This is a genomic window from Pseudomonas sp. NBRC 111123, assembly GCF_001320205.1.
Lineage (GTDB): Bacteria > Pseudomonadota > Gammaproteobacteria > Pseudomonadales > Pseudomonadaceae > Aquipseudomonas > Aquipseudomonas putida_J.
In genome coordinates, this window is sequence record NZ_BCAZ01000005.1 from 132,802 (window position 1) to 155,723 (window position 22,922).

At 64.4% G+C, this 22,922-nt stretch carries 22 protein-coding genes; 13 read left to right on the forward strand and 9 right to left on the reverse strand.

Going from position 1 to position 22,922, the window contains the following annotated elements:
• Positions 1 to 357 precede the first annotated feature (357 nt).
• From APH27_RS04910 to APH27_RS04930, 5 genes are all read left to right on the forward strand, one after another.
• Positions 358 to 1,701 carry a gluconate:H+ symporter gene (locus APH27_RS04910; protein WP_060484153.1) on the forward strand — a complete coding sequence of 448 codons (1,344 nt, stop codon included), beginning with the start codon at positions 358 to 360 and terminating at the stop codon, positions 1,699 to 1,701.
• A 34-nt stretch (positions 1,702 to 1,735) separates the two neighbouring features.
• Positions 1,736 to 3,085, forward strand: coding sequence for a D-serine ammonia-lyase (locus tag APH27_RS04915; RefSeq protein ID WP_060484154.1), 1,350 nt, complete (start codon positions 1,736 to 1,738; stop codon positions 3,083 to 3,085).
• Positions 3,086 to 3,119: 34 nt separating this feature from the next.
• Positions 3,120 to 4,079 (forward strand): DNA-binding transcriptional regulator DsdC, encoded by a 960-nt coding sequence (gene dsdC / locus APH27_RS04920; protein ID WP_060484155.1) that lies wholly within the window; start codon positions 3,120 to 3,122, stop codon positions 4,077 to 4,079.
• Positions 4,080 to 4,188: 109 nt separating this feature from the next.
• On the forward strand, positions 4,189 to 5,043 hold the full coding sequence (locus tag APH27_RS04925; protein ID WP_027916920.1) for a LysR family transcriptional regulator: 855 nt from the start codon (positions 4,189 to 4,191) through the stop codon (positions 5,041 to 5,043).
• A 166-nt stretch (positions 5,044 to 5,209) separates the two neighbouring features.
• A complete protein-coding gene (locus tag APH27_RS04930) occupies positions 5,210 to 5,575 on the forward strand; it encodes an AraC family transcriptional regulator (RefSeq protein WP_060484156.1) in 366 nt (121 codons plus the stop codon).
• Between the two features lie 35 nt (positions 5,576 to 5,610).
• Here APH27_RS04930 and APH27_RS04935 read toward each other — a convergent pair whose 3' ends face one another.
• Positions 5,611 to 6,561, reverse strand: a complete 951-nt coding sequence (locus APH27_RS04935) for a GlxA family transcriptional regulator (protein ID WP_060484157.1) — start codon at positions 6,559 to 6,561, stop codon at positions 5,611 to 5,613.
• A 106-nt stretch (positions 6,562 to 6,667) separates the two neighbouring features.
• Between APH27_RS04935 and APH27_RS04940 the strand changes: the two genes are divergently transcribed.
• Together APH27_RS04940 and APH27_RS04945 are read left to right on the forward strand one after the other, a co-directional pair.
• Complete coding sequence (locus APH27_RS04940; protein ID WP_027916923.1) at positions 6,668 to 7,465, forward strand: SDR family oxidoreductase; 798 nt, start codon at positions 6,668 to 6,670, stop codon at positions 7,463 to 7,465.
• A 147-nt stretch (positions 7,466 to 7,612) separates the two neighbouring features.
• The gene (locus APH27_RS04945) at positions 7,613 to 8,620 is read left to right on the forward strand and encodes a zinc-binding alcohol dehydrogenase family protein (protein ID WP_060484158.1); all 1,008 of its coding nucleotides are present in this window, start codon (positions 7,613 to 7,615) and stop codon (positions 8,618 to 8,620) included.
• A 33-nt stretch (positions 8,621 to 8,653) separates the two neighbouring features.
• Here APH27_RS04945 and APH27_RS04950 read toward each other — a convergent pair whose 3' ends face one another.
• The 6 genes from APH27_RS04950 to APH27_RS04975 all read right to left on the reverse strand — a co-directional run bounded on the left by APH27_RS04950 (position 8,654) and on the right by APH27_RS04975 (position 16,531).
• A complete protein-coding gene (locus APH27_RS04950; RefSeq protein WP_060484159.1) occupies positions 8,654 to 9,991 on the reverse strand; it encodes an amidohydrolase in 1,338 nt (445 codons plus the stop codon).
• Positions 9,992 to 10,182: 191 nt separating this feature from the next.
• Positions 10,183 to 11,424 carry a cytosine deaminase gene (codA, locus tag APH27_RS04955; RefSeq protein WP_060484160.1) on the reverse strand — a complete coding sequence of 414 codons (1,242 nt, stop codon included), beginning with the start codon at positions 11,422 to 11,424 and terminating at the stop codon, positions 10,183 to 10,185.
• Positions 11,425 to 11,428: 4 nt separating this feature from the next.
• On the reverse strand, positions 11,429 to 12,646 hold the full coding sequence (locus APH27_RS04960; protein WP_060484161.1) for a PucR family transcriptional regulator: 1,218 nt from the start codon (positions 12,644 to 12,646) through the stop codon (positions 11,429 to 11,431).
• Positions 12,643 to 13,908: a cytosine permease gene (codB, locus tag APH27_RS04965; protein ID WP_060484162.1), complete on the reverse strand. Its 1,266-nt coding sequence runs from the start codon at positions 13,906 to 13,908 to the stop codon at positions 12,643 to 12,645. The genes APH27_RS04960 and codB overlap by 4 nt, the downstream gene beginning before the upstream one ends.
• A 248-nt stretch (positions 13,909 to 14,156) precedes the next feature.
• Positions 14,157 to 15,053: a DUF2950 domain-containing protein gene (locus tag APH27_RS04970; protein WP_060484163.1), complete on the reverse strand. Its 897-nt coding sequence runs from the start codon at positions 15,051 to 15,053 to the stop codon at positions 14,157 to 14,159.
• The gene (locus APH27_RS04975) at positions 15,050 to 16,531 is read right to left on the reverse strand and encodes a DUF3300 domain-containing protein (RefSeq protein ID WP_060484164.1); all 1,482 of its coding nucleotides are present in this window, start codon (positions 16,529 to 16,531) and stop codon (positions 15,050 to 15,052) included. The genes APH27_RS04970 and APH27_RS04975 overlap by 4 nt, the downstream gene beginning before the upstream one ends.
• Before the next feature lie 239 nt (positions 16,532 to 16,770).
• Between APH27_RS04975 and APH27_RS04980 the strand changes: the two genes are divergently transcribed.
• Positions 16,771 to 17,028 carry a hypothetical protein gene (locus tag APH27_RS04980; RefSeq protein ID WP_060484165.1) on the forward strand — a complete coding sequence of 86 codons (258 nt, stop codon included), beginning with the start codon at positions 16,771 to 16,773 and terminating at the stop codon, positions 17,026 to 17,028.
• 7 nt (positions 17,029 to 17,035) lie between these two features.
• Here APH27_RS04980 and APH27_RS04985 read toward each other — a convergent pair whose 3' ends face one another.
• On the reverse strand, positions 17,036 to 17,677 hold the full coding sequence (locus tag APH27_RS04985) for a VIT1/CCC1 transporter family protein (RefSeq protein WP_060484166.1): 642 nt from the start codon (positions 17,675 to 17,677) through the stop codon (positions 17,036 to 17,038).
• Positions 17,678 to 17,999: 322 nt separating this feature from the next.
• On the opposite strand from APH27_RS04985, the gene APH27_RS04990 reads away from it, so the two are divergent.
• Positions 18,000 to 18,251, forward strand: coding sequence for a hypothetical protein (locus tag APH27_RS04990; RefSeq protein WP_027920340.1), 252 nt, complete (start codon positions 18,000 to 18,002; stop codon positions 18,249 to 18,251).
• On the opposite strand, the gene APH27_RS04995 is transcribed toward APH27_RS04990, so the two are convergent.
• Positions 18,230 to 19,153: a LysR family transcriptional regulator gene (locus tag APH27_RS04995; RefSeq protein WP_060484167.1), complete on the reverse strand. Its 924-nt coding sequence runs from the start codon at positions 19,151 to 19,153 to the stop codon at positions 18,230 to 18,232. The two genes, APH27_RS04990 and APH27_RS04995, sit on opposite strands and share 22 nt — an antisense overlap.
• A 113-nt stretch (positions 19,154 to 19,266) precedes the next feature.
• On the opposite strand from APH27_RS04995, the gene APH27_RS05000 reads away from it, so the two are divergent.
• From APH27_RS05000 to APH27_RS05015, 4 genes are read left to right on the forward strand one after another with little or no spacing between them, the layout of a single operon-like run.
• Complete coding sequence (locus APH27_RS05000) at positions 19,267 to 20,457, forward strand: CaiB/BaiF CoA-transferase family protein (RefSeq protein ID WP_060484168.1); 1,191 nt, start codon at positions 19,267 to 19,269, stop codon at positions 20,455 to 20,457.
• A 15-nt stretch (positions 20,458 to 20,472) separates the two neighbouring features.
• The gene (locus APH27_RS05005; RefSeq protein WP_060484169.1) at positions 20,473 to 21,438 is read left to right on the forward strand and encodes a hydroxymethylglutaryl-CoA lyase; all 966 of its coding nucleotides are present in this window, start codon (positions 20,473 to 20,475) and stop codon (positions 21,436 to 21,438) included.
• Positions 21,435 to 21,818, forward strand: coding sequence for a VOC family protein (locus APH27_RS05010; RefSeq protein ID WP_060484170.1), 384 nt, complete (start codon positions 21,435 to 21,437; stop codon positions 21,816 to 21,818). The genes APH27_RS05005 and APH27_RS05010 overlap by 4 nt, the downstream gene beginning before the upstream one ends.
• 20 nt (positions 21,819 to 21,838) lie before the next feature.
• Positions 21,839 to 22,780: a D-2-hydroxyacid dehydrogenase gene (locus APH27_RS05015; RefSeq protein ID WP_060484171.1), complete on the forward strand. Its 942-nt coding sequence runs from the start codon at positions 21,839 to 21,841 to the stop codon at positions 22,778 to 22,780.
• The last annotated feature ends 142 nt before the right edge of the window (positions 22,781 to 22,922 follow it).

A 22,922-nucleotide genomic window follows, 5' to 3' on the forward strand; every position in this document is an offset into this window, starting at 1 on the left:
GCCTATCTCTGCGCCCTCCATCAAGGCCTTGGCCATCGCCCATCAACGCCGAAGCCTGCTCGCGGGCGAGCTGGCAAGGGAACTGGTTCGACACGGAACAGCAAGCGATGCTGCGAATCTCAGGTGGAGCACGTGCTGTTCCACAATCCGGCGGACTTCTTCGCCAGGGTGACGATCTTCAGCATTCTCGTACTGAATCGCCCCCAACTCTGAATGCCAACCCAATGCCATGGGTGACATGGGTTCACTCATGCCTTGAAAAGTGATCGTTTGAGTCGATCAAATCGCTGAAATCTAATGGTTGGAAACCAACAAGAAGCTCGCACGGAAGCGATCAGCGACAGAGATAACTACAAGATGACTCCAACGTTCTCGTTAATCGTCCTGGGCACCGCGATACTCCTGATCGTGGTGATGATCAGCAAGCTCAAGGTCCACCCCTTCCTCGCTCTGCTGGCTGCAAGCCTGGTGGTAGGCATCGGCACCGGCATGCCGCCTACGGCCATGGTTGCTGCTTTCGAAAAGGGCATGGGCAGCACGCTCGGCTTTCTCGCCGGCATCATCGGCCTGGGCAGCATCTTGGGCAAACTGCTCGAAGAATCGGGCGGAGCCAAACGCATCGCCACCACGCTATTGAAACTGCTGGGCGAACGCAACGCGTCATGGGCAATGATGCTGGTGGGCTTCATTGCCGGCATCCCGGTGTTCTTTGAAGTCGGCTTCGTGTTGCTGATTCCGCTGATTTACGTGGTCGCCCGGCAAACCCGTATCAGCATGCTGTACCTCGGCGTGCCGCTGGCTACCTCGCTGATGGTGGTGCACTGCATCCTGCCACCGCACCCGGCTGCCACGGCAATTACCGGCATGCTCAATGCCGATATCGGCACTGTCATCCTCTACGGCCTGATCGTTGGTCTGCCCACTGCCATCATCGCCGGCCCGATCTGGGTACGCTTTGCCTGCAACCGCGACGCGACACCCGCGCAACAGGCCTTCCTTGCCGCACGCAGCGAGGCCCAGGCCGACGACCAACCGCTACCACCCTTCGGCATCACGCTCGCCACGGTGCTGCTGCCGCTGCTGCTCATGGTCGCGAAGACCTTGGCAGTCACCGTGCTGGCCAAAGGCACCCCGCTCTACGAATGGGTGGCCTTTATTGGCAACCCGCTGATCGCCCTGGCGCTGTCGGTGGTGTTCGCCTACTGGGCGCTGGGCCTGCGTCGCGGCCTGGACATGGCGCAATTGCTCAACCTGACCCAGCGCTGCTTCCCGCCCCTGGCCGGCATCTTGCTGATCATCGGTGCCGGTGGCGCCTTCAACGACATGCTGGTGGGTAGCGGCATCGGCAAGGCACTGGCTGACGTGCTCAACCAGACCCAGCTCAACCCAATCATCCTCGCCTGGCTGATCGCCGGGATCATGCACTTTGCGGTCGGTTCGGCCACGGTGGCCATGATCAGCGCAGCGGGCATGGTAATGCCGATGCTAGGCCAACACCCCGAATACAACCGGGAAATCCTGGTGATCGCCATCGGTGCCGGGGCCATTGGCTGGACGCACATTACCGATTCGGCGTTCTGGGTTGTGAAGGAATACCTCGGCCTTTCGCTGAGCGATGCGCTGAAGAAATTTACCGCAGCTACCGTGCTGGCCTCGGTGATCGCCTTGTGCCTGACCCTGCTGCTTTCGAAAATTGTCTGATCTACTGTGCAAAGACTGCGCTACAGGTGAAATCATGATTCACGGAAAAACCTTGCAAGCCTGGCAACAAAGCCACCCGATCATTGCCGACCTGATCGCCCTGAAGGAAACCAGCTGGTTTAACCCTGGTATTGCCAAGGCGTCAGCAGCACTGAGCGACGTGGGCCTGACCGCTGAAGATGTGCAGGCCACGAGCCAGCGGCTGCAGAGGTTCGCGCCCTACCTCGCCACTGTGTTCCCCGAAACGGCAGCCAGCGGCGGGGTTATCGAGTCCCATATCGCCCCACTGCCGCAGCTTCGCCAGCTGCTTGTCGAAGAAGGATCATTGCAGAACGCTGGTAGCCTGTGGCTCAAGGCAGACAGCGACCTGCCCATTTCAGGCTCCATCAAGGCCCGTGGCGGCATACATGAGGTGCTCAAGCACGCCGAGGATCTGGCGTTGGCAGCCGGCCTGATCACGCCCTGCGATGATTACGCCGTACTGGCCAGCGAGCAGGCGCGCGCGTTCTTCAGCCAGTACAAGATCGCCGTGGGTTCGACCGGTAACCTGGGCTTGTCGATCGGCATCATGAGCGCGAAGCTGGGCTTCCAGGTGAGCGTGCACATGTCATCCGACGCCAGGCAGTGGAAAAAGGACAAGCTGCGCGCCAACGGCGTAACGGTGGTTGAACACGCCTCGGACTACAGCGTTGCCGTCGAGCAGGGCCGCCAGCAGGCAGCGTCCGACCCCAGCTGCTATTTCGTTGACGATGAGAACTCCCCGCAACTCTTTCTGGGCTATGCCGTGGCCGCCGAGCGCCTGGCCCGGCAATTCGACCAGGCCGGCATCAAGGTGGACGCCGATCATCCACTGTTTGTCTACCTGCCCTGTGGTGTTGGCGGCGGCCCTGGCGGCGTCGCCTTCGGCTTGAAGCTGGTTTTCGGTGATGCAGTGCACTGCGTTTTCGCCGAGCCCACCCACTCGCCCTGCATGCTGCTGGGCGTGTACACCGGCCTGCACGACGAAACCAGCGTGCAAGACTTCGGTATCGACAACATCACCGCCGCCGACGGCCTGGCAGTCGGACGCCCGTCCGGGTTCGTCGGCAAAGCCATGCAGCGGCTGATTGACGGCTACTACACCGTGACCGACGAAGAGCTGTACCGCCTGATGGTGGTTGCCTTCGAACAGGACAAGGTCAAGCTGGAGCCCTCTGCGCTGGCCGGCGTACCCGGGATGGCTCGGGTGCTACAGGCAAGCGACTATCTGGCTCGCCTGGGCTACTCTACGGCCCAACTGCAGCAGGCTACCCACCTCGTCTGGGGTACAGGTGGCAGCATGGTGCCGGACGATGAGTTCAACGCATACCTGGCGAAAGGGCGAAGCCTTCCAGCTACGGTGTAACAGCAGTAGATGAACTGCGCAGAAGGATGGGTCAATGAACAGCCAAGGCAGCGGTACCACGGTGAAACTCAACGGCTCGCACTTGGGCAGCCTGCATGTTTTCCTGGTGGCCGCACGACACCTGAGCTTCTCTCGCGCAGCAGATGAGCTGTGCCTGACGGCCAGTGCAGTGAGCCATCGCATCAACCGCCTGGAAGATGAGCTGGCATACAAGCTGTTTCACCGCATGCCGCGCAAGGTCCGCCTTACCGAAGACGGTGAGCGCTTGTTCACGGTCATGCAGCGGACCATGGATGAACTCAGCGAGGCCGTGCAGGAGCGTGCCCACGCTGAGATCGCCGGCCAGCTGACCTTGTATGTACGCCCGTCCGTAGCACAGTGCTGGCTGGTGCCGCGGCTGGCACAGTTCAGCGCCCGCTACCCTGATATCCAGCTGGATATCAGGGTCGGTAACGAGAGCATCGATTACCGGACACGAAAGATCGACCTGGTCCTGTGTTACTCGGATGGGCATCATCCCGGGTTACAGAGCATCCACTTGATGAACGAGCGGATCGCCCCAGTGTGCTCTCCCCGTTACGCAGAAACCCATGCATTGGCAGGTGACCTGCGACAGGTGGAGCAGTGCACCGCATTGCATGACGTTGCGGCCTGGGACAACGCCGCATTCGATGCAGAATGGCAGCTCTGGGCCAACAGCACAGGTGCCGGCCTCAAACTCCCGCGCCGGTTCCTCACATTTGACCGTTCAGACCTTTGCACGCTCGCTGCGCTGAATCACGCCGGCATTGCCATCGGCCGGGAACAACTGGTCACGGAGCGTATTGCGCAAGGTGAGCTGGTGCTGCCGTTCGGGGACTTTCTGGATGCCTCCAACTACGGTTACTTCCTGGTCTACCCCCATCACGATCCGATGCCCAAAAGGTTACAGGTTTTGATCGACTGGCTTGTCGAGTGCGCCACCAGCCAAGCCTTCGCTACCAGCAACCCATAGAGCAAACTCTTGCGCCGTGCAGAAATCCGCCATCCACGATTCATGCTTGCTTGCCACTTTGGCGGGATCGATACTCTTGGCACACCTTCCATAGCCTTAATCGATACCCATGCGCTACTCCCCCGAAGCTCTTGTCGCCTTCGTCGAAGCCGCCGCCCTCGGTTCGTTCTCCGCCGCCGCGCGCAAGCTGCGCAAGAGCCAGTCGACCATCAGCATCGCCATTGCCAACTTCGAGGCCGACATCGGCTGCCCGCTGTTCGACCGCGCCGGCCGTCACCCCACGCTCAATGCGGCCGGCCATCAGGTGCTGAACCACGTCGAGGCGATCCTCGATGCCAGCGCCAGGCTGGATGCATTGGCCGTGCGCCTGGCTGACCAGGTCGAACCGCTGGTGTCAGTGGTGATGTCCGACAGTTACAGCGTGACCTTCCAGGGCGCGGCGATGGGCCGTTTCGCCGAGCATTACCCACACACCGAACTGCGCTGCGGCCCCTCCGAAGACGCCGACGTGATCGACCTGGTGCAGCAAGGCCTGGCGCACATCGGCATCCTCGCGGCGCAGGGCAGTTACCCGGCGGACGTCAGCGTGGCACGCCTGCCCGAGCAGGCAGAATTCTGCCTCTATGCCAGCCGCGAACACCCGTTGGCGAAGCTGCCGGCGTTGCAGCCGGAACACCTGGAACACGAACGCCAGCTGTACATCAAGACCTACGCCCCAAGCCTGCCCCACGGCCACGGCCAGGCCTGGTCGGCACCGGACTACCTGACCTTGCTCGAATTCGCCGTGCGCGGCTTCGGCTGGGCCGAACTGCCCAAGGCGCTGGTGGCGCGTTTCGGCAGTGGCCTGGTGGAGTTGCCCATGGCCGGCTACCCGCGGCGGGTGGCCATGGATGTGGCCTGGTCGCGCCAGCGGGCGCTGGGGCCCGCCGGGCAATGGCTGGTGGGGCAGTTGCTGGAGCGCTAGGCGAGTTCGCCCTGCCCCGCCCGTGCTTCGCGCCGGGCCCCCGGTTGCTGCCTCTGCCTGACCCTTGTCAGCCCCTGCGCCCAGGGGCTGCTCACTGACCCGCTGGTGGGTAACCCGGCTGCAGTGGACGGCGGTGTGTGCCCACTTCATGGATAAATGGATTTGTATGAACAGTGACCACTGCACTGTGCTGGCAACTGTCGCACTAAAAACGACCGGGCGGCTGAAACCTTGGCAGCTCAAGATTGCCAAGCCGTTGATGCTGGGTCACCTGGACACCGGCATCACCGTTACCGAGCTCGCCCAGGCACGCGCGCTGTCACGCAGCCATTTCACGCGCATGTTCAAAGAAACCGAGCAAGTGCCCCTGCAGCAGTGGATGCGTGAGCAACGGCTAAAGCGAAGCAAGAAGTTGCTGGCTGAGATCGCACTGGATTGCGGTTTCTGCGACCAGTCCCACTTTTGTAGAACCTTCGCGAAAGCGGAGGGCATGTCGCCGCAGGCCTGGCAGCGATTGGGCGCCTGCAGCTGACTTGCAGCCCCGGCATCTCGCTTACAGCCGGCGCTTCAGCCAGCCACTACGCGTCGTGCGTCCCTGCGCACCGCCTGCGGTGGCACACCAAACCCACGCATGAACACCTCGCGCATATGCCGCCGGTCGCGAAAGCCAGTCTCCCGGGCCACTGTGTCGAGGCTGTGCCGGCTCTGCTCGATCATCACCCGGGCAGCCTCCAGGCGCAGGCTTTCCACCGCCTTGGCGGGTGATTGGCCGGTTTCTGCGGTAAATACACGGGTGAATTGCCGAGGGCTCAGGTGCACCACGTCGGCAAGCTCCTCCACGCTCAGCGGCCGGCTCAGGTGCTGGCGGGCGTAATCCAGCGCGTGCTGGATACGGTCCGACTTGGGCGACAGCGACAGCAACTCGGAATGCTGGGATTGCCCACCGGAGCGGCGCTGGTGCATGACCATCCTGTGCGCCACTGACCTGGCCAGTTCGGCGCCCAGGTCCTTTTCCACCATGCCCAGGGCCATGTCCAGGGCAGCGGTCATGCCGGCGGAAGTCCAGATCGAGCCATCGACGATGAATATCCGGTCTTCCTCCACTTGCACCTGAGGGAACAGCTCGCGCAGCTTCGGGGCGTAAGCCCAGTGAGTGGTGGCGCGCCGGCCATCCAGCACGCCGGCCTGGGCCAGCACGAAGCCGCCGGTGCACAGGCCAGCGGTCCGGCGTGCGCCATCAACGAAACCGCGCACGCTGGCCAGCACTGCGTCATTGGGTGGTGTCAGTGGCGTCAGCGTGCCGGTGACCATCCAGGTGTCCGCAAGGCCGGGCGCGCCCAGTGGCAGCGTCTCGATATGCATGCCCAGGGAGGAGCGCACCATACCGCCCTCGATGGAGAAGTTCTGGACCCTGTACACCGTTTCGCCCGCCGAGATGTTGGCGAATTCGAACACCGTCTGCGTCGCCAGGGACATGATCTGGAAGCCTTCAGTAATCAGATAGCCGACACGATGCATCGTGAACCTCCTGCGCCTGTTGTCCTGAAAACTTACCATATACGTCATTTAAGCCACAAAACACTTTCTGCATCATGGCTCCACACCCAAGCAACGGAGCATCACCATGACGCAGCAATTCAAAGGCACCGCGCTCATCACAGGCGCTTCAAGCGGTATTGGAGCGATCTACGCAGAGCGCCTGGCCCGCCGCGGCTATGACCTGGTGCTGGTGGCTCGCAACCGGGAACGCCTGAACGCGCTCGCCGGCCGGCTCACCAGCCAAACCCGGCAGAACGTCGAAGTGTTCCCGGCCGACCTGGGCAATGCCGAGGACCTGGCCAAGGTGGAGCGCAAGCTGCGCGAGGACGCCAGCATCAGCCTGCTGGTGAACAACGCCGGCATCGGTACCCACACCCCCCTGCTGGAGAGCGACGTCGAGCGCATGGCCGAGATGATCAGCCTCAACGTCACAGCCCTCACCCGCCTCACCTACGCGGCAGTGCCTGGTTTCGTCGCTCGTCGGCAGGGGGCGGTGATCAACATTTCGTCCGTCGTCAGCCTGGCGCCGGAACTGCTCAACGGCGTGTACGGTGCCAGCAAGGCCTATGTCACGGCGTTTACCCAGTCACTGAACAAGGAGCTGGCAGAGCAAGGCGTGCAGGTCCAGGCGGTATTACCCGGTGCCACTGCCACCGACTTCTGGCAGATCGGCGGCTTGCCAGTGGAGAACCTCGACCCCGGCATCGTGATGTCCGCCCAGGACTTGGTGGACGGCGCACTGCAGGACTTCGACAACGGTGTGCTGATCTCGCTGCCGTCGGTGCACGACCTGCAGGCCTTCGACCACTACCAGGCCAGCCGGCAGGCGCTGTTCGGCCAGTTGTCCAGCAACCAGCTCGCACCGCGCTACAGCGCAAGCTGATCAGCACCCGAGGAACTGAGCCATGAAGCGGCGGTTCATGGCTTTTTCACTGCTGCAGTGAAAGTGTTGCGCCATTTTGGCTGTTTATCGTTTGAAACGAAAGGAATAGCCTGAACCCACTTTCCGAATGCCCAAGAGGTAGCGCCAATGAAGGCTGTCGTTTACACCCAACCCGGTTTGCCGATCCACGACCCACAGTCGCTGTACAACGCAGAACTGCCCAAGCCGAAACCTGGCCCGCGGGACCTGCTGGTCGAAGTCAAGGCCATCGCCGTCAACCCGGTCGACACCAAGATCCGCGCCAGCCGCGGGGGTGAGCAACCCCAGGTGCTGGGTTGGGACGCCGTCGGTATCGTGCGCGAGGTTGGCGACCAGGTGACGTTGTTCGGTCCCGGTGATGAAGTGTTCTACGCCGGGGCCATCGACCGCCCCGGCAGCTACAGCGAGTTCCACGTGGTGGACGAGCGCATCGTCGGGCACAAGCCACGCAGCCTGGACAACGCCAGCGCCGCCGCCCTGCCACTCACGTCCATCACCGCCTGGGAACTGCTGTTCGACCGCCTGGGCATCGAAGAAAACGGCGGCCAGGGCCAGCGCCTGCTGGTGGTCGGTGCCGCCGGCGGCGTGGGCTCGATCCTGGTCCAGCTCGCCAGCAAGCTGACCCAGCTGACAGTCATCGGTACCGCCTCGCGCCCCGAAACCCAGGCCTGGGTCCGGCAACTGGGTGCCCACCACGTCATCGACCACACCGAATCGCTCCCGCTTCAGCTGCAAGCGCTCAAGCTGGATTCGGTCGACTACGTGATCAGCCTGACCCACACCGACAGCTACCTGGCACAGCTGGTGGAAGTACTGCGCCCACAAGGCAAGCTGGCATTGATCGACGACCCGGCGCAGCTGGATGTCATGCCGCTCAAGCGCAAGTCGCTTTCGCTGCACTGGGAGCTCATGTTCACCCGTTCGCTGTACAAGACCGAGGACATGATCAAGCAACACCAACTGCTCGACCGCGTGGCGCAGCTGGTTGATGAGGGCGTGCTGAAGACGACCCTGGGCGAGCATTACGGCACCATCAACGCCGAGCACCTCAAGCGCGCCCACGCCATGATCGAAAGTGGCAAGGCGCGCGGCAAGATCGTGCTGGAAGGCTTCTGATGAGCCTCAGCGGCTGGCCGTAGCCTTCGTCAACTACTGCTTGCCAGCCTGCTGCGTCAGGAAGTCCACGGTCACGCCCGACAACGCCCGCGCGCCCACGATCAGCGCGCTTTCATCCACGAAGAAGCGCGGGTTGTGGTTGGGCGCGGCCTTGGCCGGGTCCTGCCCTTGCGGCGTGACCCCGAGGTAGAAGTACAACGCCGGCACCTGCCCGGCAAAGAACGAGAAGTCCTCCGACGCCCCTACCAGCGGCGATGTCGCGACCTTGCCATGGGCCGCGCGGCCGAGCACCGGCGCCATGCGTGCGGCCAGTTGCGCGTCGTTCATCGTCACATCGTAGGCCGGCACGATCGACACCTTGGCCGTGGCCCCGGCGCTCTCGGCGATTTTCTCGGAGGTCAGCTTCACATCAGCGGCCACCTGCGCGCGCACGTTAGGGTCGTAGGTGCGGATGGTGCCCGCCATGTCGACGCTTTCCGGCACGATGTTCGGCGCACTGCCGCCCTGCAGCATGCCCACGGTCACCACCGCCGGCGACTGGGTCAGGTTGGTGCGGCGGCTGACCACGGTCTGCAAACCGGTGATCACCTGCGCCGCAGTCACCACCGGGTCGACGGTGTTCCAGGGCATGCCACCATGGCCCTGCTTGCCGATAACTTGAATGGCGAGGTCGTCACTGCTGGCCGTGGTGGCCCCGGAGCGCCAGCTCAGCTGCCCCGAAGGCCCAGGCATCACGTGCACGGCGAACACCGCATCGGGCTTGAGCTTGTCGAACAGCCCTTCCTGCAGCATCAACTGCGCGCCCCAGCGGCGCCCTTCCCCGCCCTTGACCAGGCTGGAGCCTTCTTCCGCCGGCTGGAAGATGAACATCACCTTGCCCGGCAGGCTGTCGCGCATGCCAGCCAGCACCTGGGCAGTGGCCATCAGCATGGCGGTGTGGGTGTCGTGGCCACAGGCGTGCATCACATCCACCTGCTGGCCGTGATAGGTGCCCCGTGCGGTCGAGGCAAAGGGCAGCCCGGCAGGTTCCTTGACTGGCAAGGCGTCCATGTCGGCCCGCAGCGCCACGGTCGCGCCTGGCTTGCCGCCTTGCAGAATGCCGACCACGCCCGTGCGGCCGACGCCGGTGTGCACGTCCATGCCCAGCTTCTTCAAGTGCTCGGCGACCAGCTTGGCGGTGCGGGTTTCCTGCTCGCCGAGCTCCGGGTGCTGATGGATGTCACGGCGCCAGGCGATCATCTGCGGCTCGACCTGTGCGGCGCGGGCAAACGCTTGTTCCTCGAGTGGGTTGTCTTGCGCTTGCGCAGTGCCGGCCAGCGACAGCATGGCCAGGCACAGCGCGTTCAAAGGTAAAGAAGATCTAGCAGGCATATTCGGGGATCCAGGCAGGTCGCTCGGCAGTAGATTCACGCCGACGCTGATGATTGTTCTTGGGAGGGGCGACCTTAACAATCGCTTAGCTTGCTATCAATGAGCCTGGCGTACGGCTGTGTTTCAGCAATACGTCTGGACAAGACCCGCGCGCCATGACGCGCGGGTTTCGTTACCACTTGCCTGCGTTGTCAGGCAAAGCGCTCGACCTGCGCCGGCGTACGCCGCATCAGCACCTTGCCGTTGCGCACCGACACCAGCGCATGGCCCTGGCTGCGGACCATTTCGTAGTCATCCGGCGCCGACAGCAGCAGCAGGTTGGCCGGCCGCCCGACCTCGATGCCATAGCGCTCGCCGAGGTTGAGGGTGCGGGCGCTGTTGTCGGTGATCAGGTCCAGGCTGCGTTGCAGGTCTTCGTAGCCGAGCATGTGGCAGATATGCAGCCCAGCCTCGAGAATGCGCAGGATGTTGCCGTTGCCCAGCGGGTACCACGGGTCGACGATGGAATCCTGGCCAAAGCACACGTTCATCCCGGCGCGGTCGATCTCGGCCACACGGGTCAAGCCGCGGCGCTTGGGATAACCGTCGTAGCGCCCTTGCAGGTGGATGCTTTCGGTGGGACACGAGACGAAGTTGATTCCCGACATCTTCAGCAGGCGGAACAGCTTGTAGCAGTAGGCGTTGTCGTAGGACCCCATGGCCACGGTGTGGCTGGCCGTGACCCGCGCGCCCATGCCTCGCACCCGCGCCTCTTCGGCCAGCACTTCGAGGAAGCGCGACTGCGGGTCGTCGGTTTCATCGCAATGCACGTCCACCAGGCAGCCGGTGCGCTCGGCAAGGTCCATCAGAAACTTGATCGACGACACGCCCTGGTCGCGGGTGTTTTCAAAATGCGGGATGCCGCCAACCACATCGGCGCCCATGGCCACCGCTTCGCTCATCAGTGCCCGCCCATTGGCGTAGGACTCGATGCCTTCCTGGGGGAAGGCGACGATCTGCAGGTCGACCAGGTGGCGCACCTCCTCACGCACTTCGACCATGGCCTTGAGCGCGGTGAGCTTAGGGTCGGTGACGTCGACATGGGTGCGTACGTGCTGGATGCCATGGTCGACCAGCATGCCGATGGTCTTGGTGGCGCGGGTCTTGATGTCGTCGTGGGTGGTGATTTCCTTGCGCTCGGCCCAGCGTTCGATGCCTTCGAACAAGGTGCCGCTCATGTTCCACTTCGGCTCGCCCGCCGTGAGGGTGGCGTCCAGGTGGATGTGTGGCTCGACGAAGGGCGCCACCACCAGGTTCTGCTGGGCATCCAGGTCATTCGGGTGGCCCGGGGCGGCCACGTCGGCCTGTGCCGTGATGGCAGCGATGCGCTCGCCTTCCAGCTCGATGCGGAACAGGCCGCTTTTGCCACGCAGGCGGGCGTTGATGATGTTCATGGCGTTACTCCTTACCTTGGTCTTCGTTCATGCGCCATACCAGCATGGCGACGGAAGCGTTCATGCGAAACAGCGGATCGTCGAGGGACTGCCCACTCAGTTGTTCGATGCGTTGAATACGTTGGTTGATGGTGTTGCGATGCAGGCCCAGGCGCTGGGCTGCCTTGAGCCCGTTGCCGTTTTCCTTGAGCAGGGCGTCGAGGGTGTGCACCAACACATGCGGCTGTTTGCGCCCGGGGGTGATCAGCGGGCCGAGGGTCTGGGCAACGAAGTCGTCGATCAGCGTGCGGTCAACGATACCTTGCAGCAGGCGCAACACCCCCAGTTCGCTGAAGTCGCAAAAGCCGTTGGCCGGGTGCAGATGCTGCGCCACTTCCAAGGCCTGGCGCGCCTGGCTAAGGGCTTGCCGGTAGTGCGCACAATCGCCGGCCAGGCTCGACAGCCCCATGTACAGGGCCAGCTCCCCGACCACCGCGCTCAACTGCCGATGCAGCGCCGCCAGGGTTGCCGGCAGGTCGGCGGCATCAGCCAGCAGCAGCACCTGCAGGTCGCCCGGCAACTGCGCCGTCACCGTCCCCGGCCGCTCACGGCACCAGGCTTCGAGCTGGTCCTCCAGCGCCTGCCGGATAGCTTGCCAAAGGCGTTCGCCCTGGGCCAGGCCATGGCGCTCGAACAACTGCTCGACGTGCAGCAAGCGCAGCGCCACCACGCGACGCGGCTCATCCAGTGCCAATTCCAGGTGCGCTGCGCGCTGGCGGGCGATGGCCAGGCTTGGATAGTCGCCGCTGAGCAACTGGCCGAGGATGTCGCTGCGTGACCGGCGCACCTGGTTCATCTGTACAAGGGCGGTGCCGATCAGGTGGGTGACCACCACCATCTTCAGGGCATAGGGCTGCTCGATCAACGGCAGGCCCAGTTGCTCGGCGCGGGCGACCACTGCGGGCGGAATGCCCTGGATGAAGGTGCCGCCAGTAAGAATCACCATCCCGGCAATCCCCACCGCCTCGCCGTCTTCGACCAGGCTCAGCAAGTTGGCCTCGCCACGCGGGTGGTTGATCCCGGTGACGAACACCAGCTCGCCACCCATCACCCACTCGGCGATACCTTCGTTTTCTGCTACGTACGGCCAGCGCACCCGCCGCTGCAGGTTGCGCGCGCCGGCACGCACGGTCATTTCCTGCAGGCCCGGCAGGTGCAATATCTCCTCCAGCGCCAGGCTCACGGCTCGGTGCCCGCCTGGCCCAAGGCCCGGCCCCGGCCACGCAGCTCAAGCATGATGATGTAGCACAGGGCCGAGGCGCCAATGCCTACCAGCGGCGCGACCCACGGCGAGGCGTAGGCCAGTACTGCACCCAACGCGTAGGCCCCAAGCCCCATGAAGTTGTAGCGCGGCAGCTGCACCGATGCCAGCGCCGGGTACTTGCCACGGTGGCGGTACCAGAAATCGGCCATGATCACCCCGCCCACCGGCGGAATGATCGAGCCCAGCAGCACCAGGAACGGAATCAGCATTTCATACATGCCGCCGATCGCCAGCACGATGCCCACCGCTGCCGCGACCAGCGTGGCGGTGCGACGACGTTCGCTGCGCAGCAAGTGGCAGGCGGCTGCCGACACGTTGTAGATGGTCGGCCCCTGGATGGTCCAGAGGTTCAGGCAGAGCATCACCACCGCCGCAAACGACAGCCCTTGCAGCATCATCACTTCAACGATGTCGGCCTGCTGATAGACCATCGCGCACCAGGCCCCGGCCACCACCATCAGGCCGTTGCCTAGCAAGAAAGCGACGACGCTGGCCACTACCGCCACCCGCCCGCTGCGCGACAGCCGGGTCCAGTTGGTCGCCTGGGTGGCGCCGCTGGCGAAGGTGCCGAAGACCATGGTCACCGCTGCCGAGAAGGTCATGGTTTCATGCGGAACCACCGCTGCCAGGCCGGCAAAGCCACCGGCATCGCCAGTGGCGATGTACATCGATACCAGCAGCAGCGCGAACATCAGCGGCACCGACACCCGCGACAGCAGATCCAGCCCCTTGAAACCGATGATCGCGGTGATGCTGAAGCCCAGGCCGAACAGCACCATGAGCGGCACCGTAAAGCCACCCGCCAGGCCCAGCAGCTTGACCAGCACGATCGCCACGGTCGCGGTACCCCAGGCGTACCAGCCCAGCTCGGCGAAACCCAGGATGAAGTCGGAAAGCCGGCTGCCCGCCTCGCCGAAACAGAAGCGCCCCATCAACACGGTATTCAACCCGCTGCGCGAGGCGATGAAGGCCAAGGCCGCGGCATACAGCGCCAGCAGCGTATTGCCGATGGCCGCCACCCACAACATGTCGACGAAGTTGAAGGCCATGCCCAGCTTGCCGCCGGCAAACATGGTGCCGGTGAAGAAGGTAAAGCTGAACAGCACCATCGCGATGGGCAGCAGCCCCTTGCGTGATGACACTGGGGCTTCGCATAGCGGGAATTCGGTCGGTGAGCTCATGGCACGGTGCTCCGGGTTGTCGTTGCGACAGCAGGGAGCAATATGCGGGCCGCTTTTGCCAATCGCTGTAACCGGTAAATTTGCGGGCAATCGGCACAACCATTCCTGTTCAGTCTGCACACCAATAGACCCATCAAACGATGTAAACCTGTGCTTCAAGACCTGTTTTGATGCAGGCGCGCACCAAAGCGGAACAGCACTGGGTAGTTTCAACCCAATCCGGCGCTGCGGGTGGGCTGCCCCGCCCCTCATTCGCTGGCGTTGACGTCTACCTCCTTCCAGCTGTCGTCCGGGTCGAAGCGCTTCATGGCTTTGGCAATCTTGTCGCCCTGCGGCCCCAGGTCTTTCTCGAACACCTGCCCGTCGTGGCTGATCATGAAGCTCATCACCCCGGTATCGTCATACTTCGCCGGCCAGGCGACCAGGGCGAAACCGCGGCTCATCTGGTTGCCGATCAGGTAACTGTAGGCGCCGCCCGGTGCTGACGGGCCCTGGGCATCCAGGATGCGGAAGTGGTAGCCGTACCAGGCATCCCCCACCACGTCCTTGCCGAACAGCGGCCCCAGCGGGCTGATCTCACCGCCCTCTTCGTCCTCCCAGAACAGGCCGTCGTGCTTGCCGGGGGTGCTGAAGATCTGCTGGGCATATTCCAGCGCGCCGTTGCCGTTGCGGTCCTGCGAGGCGTAGTCCATCTGCGCGTCGTGATAGGCGAGCACCGACTGCAGGGCGGCCAGCTCGTTACGGCCGATGCGTCGGGCGCGGATTTCGGCGCTGCCGGCCTTGAGGTCGAAGCGCCAGCCGTTGGCGGCCTTGGTCAGCGGTATTGGCAAGGTCCAGTGTTCGGGGCCCACGGCCAGGATGGCCTTGCTGTCGCCCTGCTTGTCGATCTGATGCCCGGCCTTGTACTGCTCGAGGAAGGCATCGACGTCACTGCGCTGCACGCCTTCGCGTGGAATGTAGGTGCGCCAGTCGTCACCGAGCAACTGCGCCAGGCGCGCTTCGTCGGCGTGCTCGACACCCAGCGCCTGGACGAACGACTCGACCGCCTGCTCCGGCGTCGGGAATGCTTCCTGCGCGGCGGCCAGGTTGGTCAAGGCCATGCCCAGGCCCATCAGCAACGCCGCAATGGTTGTCTTGTTGTTCATCGACGGCCACCTCCACCACCGCGACGCGCCGGCGCACTGGGGCGGGAAATCTGATGCCCGGCCGCCCGCGAGGCGCCGGGCCGCTGGGCGAACGACTGACTGGTACGGCCGCGGTTGGCCTGCGCCGTGGTTCGCGACGGCGAGCGCACACCGTCGAAGGCATTGTTGCGCGCCCGGCCTGCCGTGTTGCCGGTACGGTTCTGTACGGCCTGACGGGCCTGGCCCTCACCCTGGCGCCGCTGGTTGATCTGGTTGCGCGCCTGCTGGTGATCGCGGGTGTTGTCACGCGTCGTGCGTGGCTCTGCACGGCGGTCGGCAGGGCGTGCGTTGTTGTTGGCGCCTTGCATGCGGTTGCCCACGCCACCTTCTGCGCGGGCCTGACGTGCACTGTCACGCGCTTCGCGGTTGCTGGTAGCCGGGCGCTCGATGCCTGCGCGGTCCATCGAGCTGCGGGCGCGATCGCGGGCCTGGGCACGCTGGGCATCGTCGCCGCGGAACGCCGCGCGCTGGTTGGCCCCGTCAAGCTGGCGGCCGAATTGCTGGCGGCTGCGGTTGTCGCGGTAGGGCACGCCATCACGGTGCGCGGGGTTGTGCTGCCACTTGTTCTGGTTGTTGGTGATGCGATTGTTTCGGTTGATGTTGTTGTAGCGGTTGACGTCGATATCGACATCGCCGTTGTTCCAGTCGCAATCACCCCACACCGAATCGATGATCGCCACGCCGGCGCCGAACGCCAGCCCGGCCATCAGCGCGGTGCCCGCGTAGTACATCGGCGACGGCGGGTAGTACACCGGCGGCGAGGCAGGATAGGCCCAGGTGCCATAGGTGGTGGTCGGGTTGTAGGTGGGCACGTACACCACCTGCGGGTCGGCCGGCTGGATGATGATGGTGCTGGTCGACGAACTGCTGGCTGGCGCGCTCTGCGCCCCGCCCGAGCTGGCCGGGGCCGGGGCTGGCGCCGCTGCTGGCGCAGCCTGCACCGTGACGTTCTGGTACTGGTTGCTGGTCAGGTTGCCAGCCGTCTGTGCCTGGTGGCGCAGGCGCTGAACACTGGCCATCACATCATCGGGTTGCGCCAGGAAGGCGTCGCCCAGCCGCTGGACCCAGACCGGGTCCTGACCGAGCACCACCAGCACCTGCGGGAACGCCACCAACGACTGCACGCTCGGGTCCCAGGTCTGCTTGGCCACCTGTTTGACCGCATCATCGCCCTGGGCCTTGGGATTGGCCTTTGACCAGGCCACCGCCTCAGTCACCTCACCTGGGTAGGTCGACGCCATCAGCACCTGGGCCAGCAGCGGGTCGGGATACAAGGCGATTGGCGCGAGCATCTGGTCGAGTTGTTCCTGGTTGAACACTGCCTGCCTGGCTTCGGCAGGCGCCGGGTCGGGTGCTGGCAGGTCCTCGGCCAGCGCCATGCTGGCTGCAGCGTCAAGGCACAACACCACCGACAAGACGCATAACAATGGCATGCGCATCGCAGTTCCTCATCTGGCCATACCGCGTGAAAGAGTGAGTTGCACAACCGGCCAGTCGCTGCCGTGCGATAAGGGTAGCAAAGGCACCCTTTTCAACCACGCTCGGACATTGGATTACAACGCACTAATGGCAAACAGGCTTACTCCCTTTAAATCTGGATCGCCAAGCGAAACGGAGCTCTACTTAATTACCCCCGAGCATTTTTCGGCAATGAACCAACCCAGCAGGAGGCTTGGTAATGGCAACTTCAAGCGCTTGTCGTTTTTGCGTGGCCGTGCTGTTGTGTGCCACCACGTTACAGGGCTGGGCAGCGGTCACCGACCGCGCCGAACGGCGCCAGGCAGCACGGGAGGTGCGCCAGGAAACCCGTCAGGGTGCACGCCAGACCAAACAGGACTGCCGCCACGCCGACCAGAAGAGCAATGCCGGTTGCCGCCAGGACAAACGCCATACCAAACAGCAAGGGCGCGAGCGTGCCAGAGACATCAAGTACTGACCCTGCATCAACCACCCAGGGCGATGATGGCCAGAATCAGCGCGACCCCGACCAGCGTCATGACCACGCCAGTCAGCACCCCACGGCCACCGGAATAGCGCGCCAACAGCCAGCCGGCGAGGAACAGCATGGCCAGGGCGACAAAGTTGGAGACCCGAATGGCGGTGCCGGTGTGTGCGGTCAACAGGAACGGGATGACCAACGGGAAAGTCGCCAGCACCACCAGCAAGAAGGTCGCCAGTGCCGCCTTGAAGTCCTGCAGGCCAAGGCGCGCGGGCATCGGGTGCCGGCCGTTGCGCATCAGGTGGACCCTGAGCAGTTCCAGGCCGTGTTCATCCACCACCTCGCCAATGCGCGCCGGCAGCGCATCGGCAATCAGCTGGCGCCCCTCGCGCCCGTTCTCGTCGGCGAGCAGCCGGGCCAGCAAGGTGCGGCTGCGGGTCCGTTCGGTCCAGGTGCGCAGCAGGTAGATCACCGCATCGGCCAGGCCCCAGGCCAGGTTGCAGCCAAAGGCCGCGATCAGCATCAGGCGGGCATCTTCCCGGCCGGCCGTGGCCACACTGAGCGAACCGGTGAAGGTCGTGGCCATCAACAGGCCGAACATCACTTCGGTAATGCGATCGACGGGTTCCAGCAAACGTCCACTCATACACTGCCCCTCGGGGTGGGCCTGAACTGACGGATGCCATGTTTCAGACGAGCATGGTGCGCAGGCTTGCGCTCATGCGGGCAGGTAATACGCCACGGCAATGTTTTTCCAGCGTAGCGCAACTATGAAGGTGCTCAACTAACCCTTCATTGTTCAAGTGGCCGCTGAAACTCACTTCCCATCTATCCGCCGAGTGGTCACGGACTGGAAACGTGTAGAAGCCTCAATAGTCACTATCGACAACACCAATTTCTACCAGCCGCCAGCAATCAATAACCTAGCTCCATCGATTCCCATCACCCGAATCCTGGAGTTTCCACCGATGAACACCACGGCCCGCCTGCTGCTCGCTGCCCTCACCGCCACCACCATCGCCGTGCTCACCGGTTGCGCCAGCCACCCCGAACTGCGCCCCTACACCGCCGAGGAAACCCGCCAGTTGCAACTCGAGTCGATCCAGCGCCAAAGCCTGTCGCTGGACGAATACGAACTGCGTAAACGTGTTATCGAACGCTCCTCCAGCCAGCAGGTAGTCACCGAAACCGGCGAAGCTCAAACCGCCATCAAAGGCTGATCGCCCCCGTCGAGCGAGCCCAGGTATTCGAACAGCCGGGTTGCCTCAGGCGAAAGGCTCGCCTGTTCGGCCACCCCGACATACAGCGTACGTAACGCCCACGGGTCCTCCAGCACGATGGCCTGCAATTGCTGCCCAAGCAGCTCCGCTCGCACCGACGCCAGTGGCAGCACGCCTATCCCCAGCCCCGCCTCGATCATCCGGCAGATACCATCGAAACTACTGACCTGAATCCGCACCTTGAGCAGCTTGCCATCGGCCAGCGCCGCCTCGCTGACCCGGCGCAGCAGTGAACTGCCCTGGTTCAATGCCACGAACTCGTAATCCAGCGCCTGGGCCAGGCGAATCCGCCGATGGCCGGCCAGGGCATGCCCGCTCGGCACCAGCAGCACCAACTGGTCGCGGCGGTAACAGCGCTTGTGAATACCCTCTGCGGCCACGTTGTCGGCGAAGATGCCGATATCCGCCGTGCCATGCAGCAGCGCTTGCACGATGTCATCACTGAGGGCTTCGTCCATGCCGATGCGCACGTGGGGGTTGCTGGCCAGGTAATGGGCCAGGTCCTGCGGCAGGAACTGGATCACGGCCGAGGTATTGGCCGTGAGCCGCACATGGCCGCGCACACCTGCGGCAAAGTCGTTGGCATCGCAGGCCATGCGGTTGACCCCATCGAGGATGTGCCGGGCATGTTCGGCAATGCCGCGCCCCGCCGCCGTGAGCTCGACGCCGCGAGGCAAGCGTTCGAGCAGCGCGCATTCGGTCTGGCGTTCAAGCTCGGCCAGGCGCTTGCTGGCGGCCGACAGCGACATATTGGCCAGCCGCGCCGCCTGGGTCAGGTTGCGCGTATCAACCACCAGCAACAGCAGGCGCAACGACAGCAAGTCCACATGCAACAGGTTCATGGCGCACCCCCAGCCTTTCGATTTGCGAAAGGGTACTGGAGAATTCGCCAATTTTCATCGGCCCGCCAGACGAGGACTATCGGCACATACCAACCACAAGAGCGGACAACGCCATGACCCTGCCGTTGCAAGGTATCAAGGTAGTCGAGATGGGCCAGCTGATCGCCGGGCCATTCGCTGCGAAGATGCTCGCCGAGTTCGGCGCCGAAGTGATCAAGATCGAACCGCCCGCCACGGGCGACCCCCTGCGCAAATGGCGCCTGCTGCACGGCGGCACGTCGGTGTGGTGGGCCGTACAGTCGCGCAACAAGCAATCGGTGACCCTCGACCTGCGCCAGCCCGAAGCGCGCGAGGTGGCCAGGCAATTGATTGCAGAGGCCGACGTACTCATCGAAAACTTCCGCCCCGGCACCCTGGAGAACTGGGGCCTGGGCTGGGACGAACTGCACGCCCTCCACCCGAAGCTGGTGATGTTGCGGGTGTCCGGTTACGGTCAGACCGGCCCCTACCGCGACCGCCCAGGTTTTGGTGTGATTGGCGAAGCCATGGGCGGCCTGCGCCACCTGTCCGGGGAGCCAGGGCGCACTCCGGTGCGGGTCGGCGTGTCCATCGGTGACTCGCTGTCGGCCTTGCACGGCGTGATCGGCGTGCTCCTGGCCCTGCGCCACCGCGAGCAGCACGGCGGCCAGGGCCAGCAGGTGGATGTAGCGCTGTACGAGTCGGTGTTCAACATGATGGAAAGCCTGCTGCCCGAATTCTCGGTGTTCCAGACTGTGCGCCAGCCGGCCGGCAGCAGCCTGCCGGGCATCGCACCGACCAACGCCTACCGCTGCCAGGATGGCAAGTACGCGCTGATCGCCGGCAACGGCGACAGCATCTACCGCCGCCTGATGGAAAAGATCGACCGCCTAGACCTGGCCAATGACCCGGCGCTCGCGCACAACGACGGCCGCGTGCTGCACGTGGCGCGCATCGACGCAGCCATCTCGGCATGGACGGCCGAGCGCCCGCTCGATGACGTGCTGGCGGCGCTGAACGATGCGCGCATCCCCGCCGGCAAGATCTACGACGCCCAGGACATCGCCAACGACCCGCACTACCAGGCCCGCGACATGTTGCTCGAGGCCCGGCTCGACGACGGCACGCCGGTGACCCTGCCCGGCATCGTACCCAAGTTGCTGGCCACGCCTGGCCAGGTCCGCAGCCCGGCACCGAAACTCGGTGAGCACACCGACCGCGTACTCGAAGCCCAGGGTATCGACGCCACCACCCGTGAGCTGTGGCGCAGCCGCGGCATCATCTAACAAGGAGCACAGCGCATGAAACGCCTGTACCTGCAGGAAGTCGCCACCCGCGACGGCTTCCAGAACGAAGCCACGTTCATCGACACCGCCGACAAGATCGCCATGGTCGATGCCCTGAGCCGCTGCGGCTTCGCCAAGATCGAGGTCACCTCGTTCACCTCGCCCAAGGCGATCCCGGCGCTGCGCGATGCCGAAGCGGTGATGCACGGCATCCGCCGCCACCCCGGTGTCGAATACACCGTGCTGGTGCCCAATGTGCGTGGCGCCGAACGCGCCCTGGGCTGTGGCATCGACGAGGCCAACCTGGTGATGTCGGTCAGCGAACCGCACAACCGCTCCAACCTGCGCATGACCCGCGAGCAGTCGTTCGCCCAGCTGCGCGAAGTGATCGAGGTGATCGGCAACAGCCGCGTTGCGGTGAATGTCTCGCTGTCCACGGTGTTCGGCTGCCCGATGCAAGGTGACGTCAAGGAAGACGAAGTGCTCGGCTGGATTGACCGTTTCGCACAACTGGGCGTACGCGGGGTGACCCTGTGCGACACCACGGGCATGGCCTTCCCGTCACAGGTGCAGCAGTTGAGTGCGCGCGTGCTGGCGCGCTTTCCACAGTTGCAGGTCACCCTGCACTTCCACGACACCCGCGGCATGGCTCTGGCCAATACCCTGGCGGCACTGCAAGCCGGGGTCGACCGCTTCGACGCCTCGCTCGGCGGCCTTGGCGGTTGCCCGTATGCGCCCGGGGCCAGCGGCAACGTCTGCACCGAAGACCTGTTGCACATGCTGACCCTGATGGGCTATGACACCGCGGTAGACCTGGACCAAGTGCTGGCCGCGTCGGCGCGCCTGCCCGGCTTGGTCGGCCACGCCACGCCGAGCCAGGTGCTCAAGGCCGGCAAGCGCCTGGATTTGCACCCGATCCCGCAACACGTGCAGACCCTGAGCAGGCAAGTCGTCTCGACCCTCACGGAGGCCACCCAATGATCAACCACCTGGACCACCTGGTACTGACCACCTGCGACGTCGACGCCTGCTGCGACTTCTATACCCGCGTGCTGGGCATGCAACGGGAAACCTTCGGCGCCGGCCGCCTGGCGTTTCGCTTCGGCCAGCAGAAGATCAACGTGCATGTGCGCGGCCATGAGTTCGAGCCCAAGGCCCATCTGCCGGTGCCGGGCGCGCTGGACCTGTGCTTCATCGCCAGCATCCCCCTGCAAGCCGTGATCGCCCGGTTGCACGAGGCGCAATGGCCGATCGTCGAAGGCCCGGTGCAGCGCACTGGCGCTACCGGCCCGATCCGCTCGGTGTATGTGCGCGACCCGGACCTGAACCTGATCGAGATCGCCGAACGCCTTCCCGCCTGACAGCCCTGCAGAGGTCCCCCATGAACATCGTTTTTCTCGACGGTGCGAGCCTGCCTGCGCCCTTGAATCGCCCGGCCCAGGCCAGCCGCTATGAAGTACGCCCCAGCACCACGAGCGCAGAAGTGCTCGACGCCCTGGCCGACGCCCAGGTGGCGATCACCAACAAGGTCAGCCTGCAGCGCAGCCAGCTGGAGCGCCTGCCGGCGCTGAAGCTGATCTGTGTGGCCGCGACCGGCTACGACTGCATCGACCTGGCGGCCTGCCGTGACCTGGGCATCAGCGTGTGCAACGTGCCGGCGTATTCGGCCGTGAGCGTGGCCGAGTCGGTGATCGCCTCGCTGTTCGCCCTGCGCCGGCACCTGTTCGCCTACCGCCAGGCGGCGGTGAGCGCCTGGCCAACCTCCAGCCACTTCTGCGTCCACCAGGCGCCGATCAACGATATCCAGGGCATGACCCTGGGCATCGTCGGCCGCGGTGACATCGGCAGCCGCGTCGCACGCCTGGCCAAGGCACTGGGGATGAACGTGCTGTTCGCCGAGCACCAGGGCGCCAGCACTGTGCGCGAAGGCTATGTGGCCTTCGACGACCTGCTGCAACAGGCCGACGCCATCACCCTGCACTGCCCGCTGACGCCGCGCACCCGCCAACTGATCGGCGCTGCGCAGCTGGCCCGGATGAAGCCCGGCGCCTTGCTGATCAATACCGCCCGCGGGCCGCTGGTGGATGAACACGCCCTGCTCGCCGCCTTGCTCGATGGCCACCTGGGCGGTGCCGCGCTGGATGTGCTGGACGGCGAGCCGCCGCGTGCCGATCACCCGCTGCTGCAGGCCGGGCTGCCCAACCTGCTGCTCACCCCGCATGTGGCCTGGGCCAGCCAGAGCAGCGTGGCGCGCCTGAAGCAGGTGCTGCTGGCCAATATCGAAGCGTTCGCCAAGGGGCAGCCGATCAACCTGGTTTCCTAGCGAGCGCGCCCTTTGCAGGCGCGGCCTTGTGTCGCTAAAGGGTCGCGCAGCGGCCCCGCCAATGGTCGCGGTGAAGCTGAAATCCCGGAGGCGCTGCGCCCCCCTTTTGCGACACAAGGCCGCGCCTACAAGACCGTGCGCA

What these genes read in the sequence shown, in the direction of transcription:
- APH27_RS04910 (WP_060484153.1), top strand. Translation starts at nt 358, where the DNA reads ATGACTCCAACGTTCTCGTTAATCGTCCTGGGCACCGCGATACTCCTG.
- APH27_RS04915 (WP_060484154.1), top strand. Translation starts at nt 1,736, where the DNA reads ATGATTCACGGAAAAACCTTGCAAGCCTGGCAACAAAGCCACCCGATC.
- dsdC (WP_060484155.1), top strand. Translation starts at nt 3,120, where the DNA reads ATGAACAGCCAAGGCAGCGGTACCACGGTGAAACTCAACGGCTCGCAC.
- APH27_RS04925 (WP_027916920.1), top strand. Translation starts at nt 4,189, where the DNA reads ATGCGCTACTCCCCCGAAGCTCTTGTCGCCTTCGTCGAAGCCGCCGCC.
- APH27_RS04930 (WP_060484156.1), top strand. Translation starts at nt 5,210, where the DNA reads ATGAACAGTGACCACTGCACTGTGCTGGCAACTGTCGCACTAAAAACG.
- APH27_RS04935 (WP_060484157.1), bottom strand. Translation starts at nt 6,561, where the DNA reads ATGCATCGTGTCGGCTATCTGATTACTGAAGGCTTCCAGATCATGTCC.
- APH27_RS04940 (WP_027916923.1), top strand. Translation starts at nt 6,668, where the DNA reads ATGACGCAGCAATTCAAAGGCACCGCGCTCATCACAGGCGCTTCAAGC.
- APH27_RS04945 (WP_060484158.1), top strand. Translation starts at nt 7,613, where the DNA reads ATGAAGGCTGTCGTTTACACCCAACCCGGTTTGCCGATCCACGACCCA.
- APH27_RS04950 (WP_060484159.1), bottom strand. Translation starts at nt 9,991, where the DNA reads ATGCCTGCTAGATCTTCTTTACCTTTGAACGCGCTGTGCCTGGCCATG.
- codA (WP_060484160.1), bottom strand. Translation starts at nt 11,424, where the DNA reads ATGAACATCATCAACGCCCGCCTGCGTGGCAAAAGCGGCCTGTTCCGC.
- codB (WP_060484162.1), bottom strand. Translation starts at nt 13,908, where the DNA reads ATGAGCTCACCGACCGAATTCCCGCTATGCGAAGCCCCAGTGTCATCA.
- APH27_RS04970 (WP_060484163.1), bottom strand. Translation starts at nt 15,053, where the DNA reads ATGAACAACAAGACAACCATTGCGGCGTTGCTGATGGGCCTGGGCATG.
- APH27_RS04975 (WP_060484164.1), bottom strand. Translation starts at nt 16,531, where the DNA reads ATGCGCATGCCATTGTTATGCGTCTTGTCGGTGGTGTTGTGCCTTGAC.
- APH27_RS04980 (WP_060484165.1), top strand. Translation starts at nt 16,771, where the DNA reads ATGGCAACTTCAAGCGCTTGTCGTTTTTGCGTGGCCGTGCTGTTGTGT.
- APH27_RS04985 (WP_060484166.1), bottom strand. Translation starts at nt 17,677, where the DNA reads ATGAGTGGACGTTTGCTGGAACCCGTCGATCGCATTACCGAAGTGATG.
- APH27_RS04990 (WP_027920340.1), top strand. Translation starts at nt 18,000, where the DNA reads ATGAACACCACGGCCCGCCTGCTGCTCGCTGCCCTCACCGCCACCACC.
- APH27_RS04995 (WP_060484167.1), bottom strand. Translation starts at nt 19,153, where the DNA reads ATGAACCTGTTGCATGTGGACTTGCTGTCGTTGCGCCTGCTGTTGCTG.
- APH27_RS05000 (WP_060484168.1), top strand. Translation starts at nt 19,267, where the DNA reads ATGACCCTGCCGTTGCAAGGTATCAAGGTAGTCGAGATGGGCCAGCTG.
- APH27_RS05005 (WP_060484169.1), top strand. Translation starts at nt 20,473, where the DNA reads ATGAAACGCCTGTACCTGCAGGAAGTCGCCACCCGCGACGGCTTCCAG.
- APH27_RS05010 (WP_060484170.1), top strand. Translation starts at nt 21,435, where the DNA reads ATGATCAACCACCTGGACCACCTGGTACTGACCACCTGCGACGTCGAC.
- APH27_RS05015 (WP_060484171.1), top strand. Translation starts at nt 21,839, where the DNA reads ATGAACATCGTTTTTCTCGACGGTGCGAGCCTGCCTGCGCCCTTGAAT.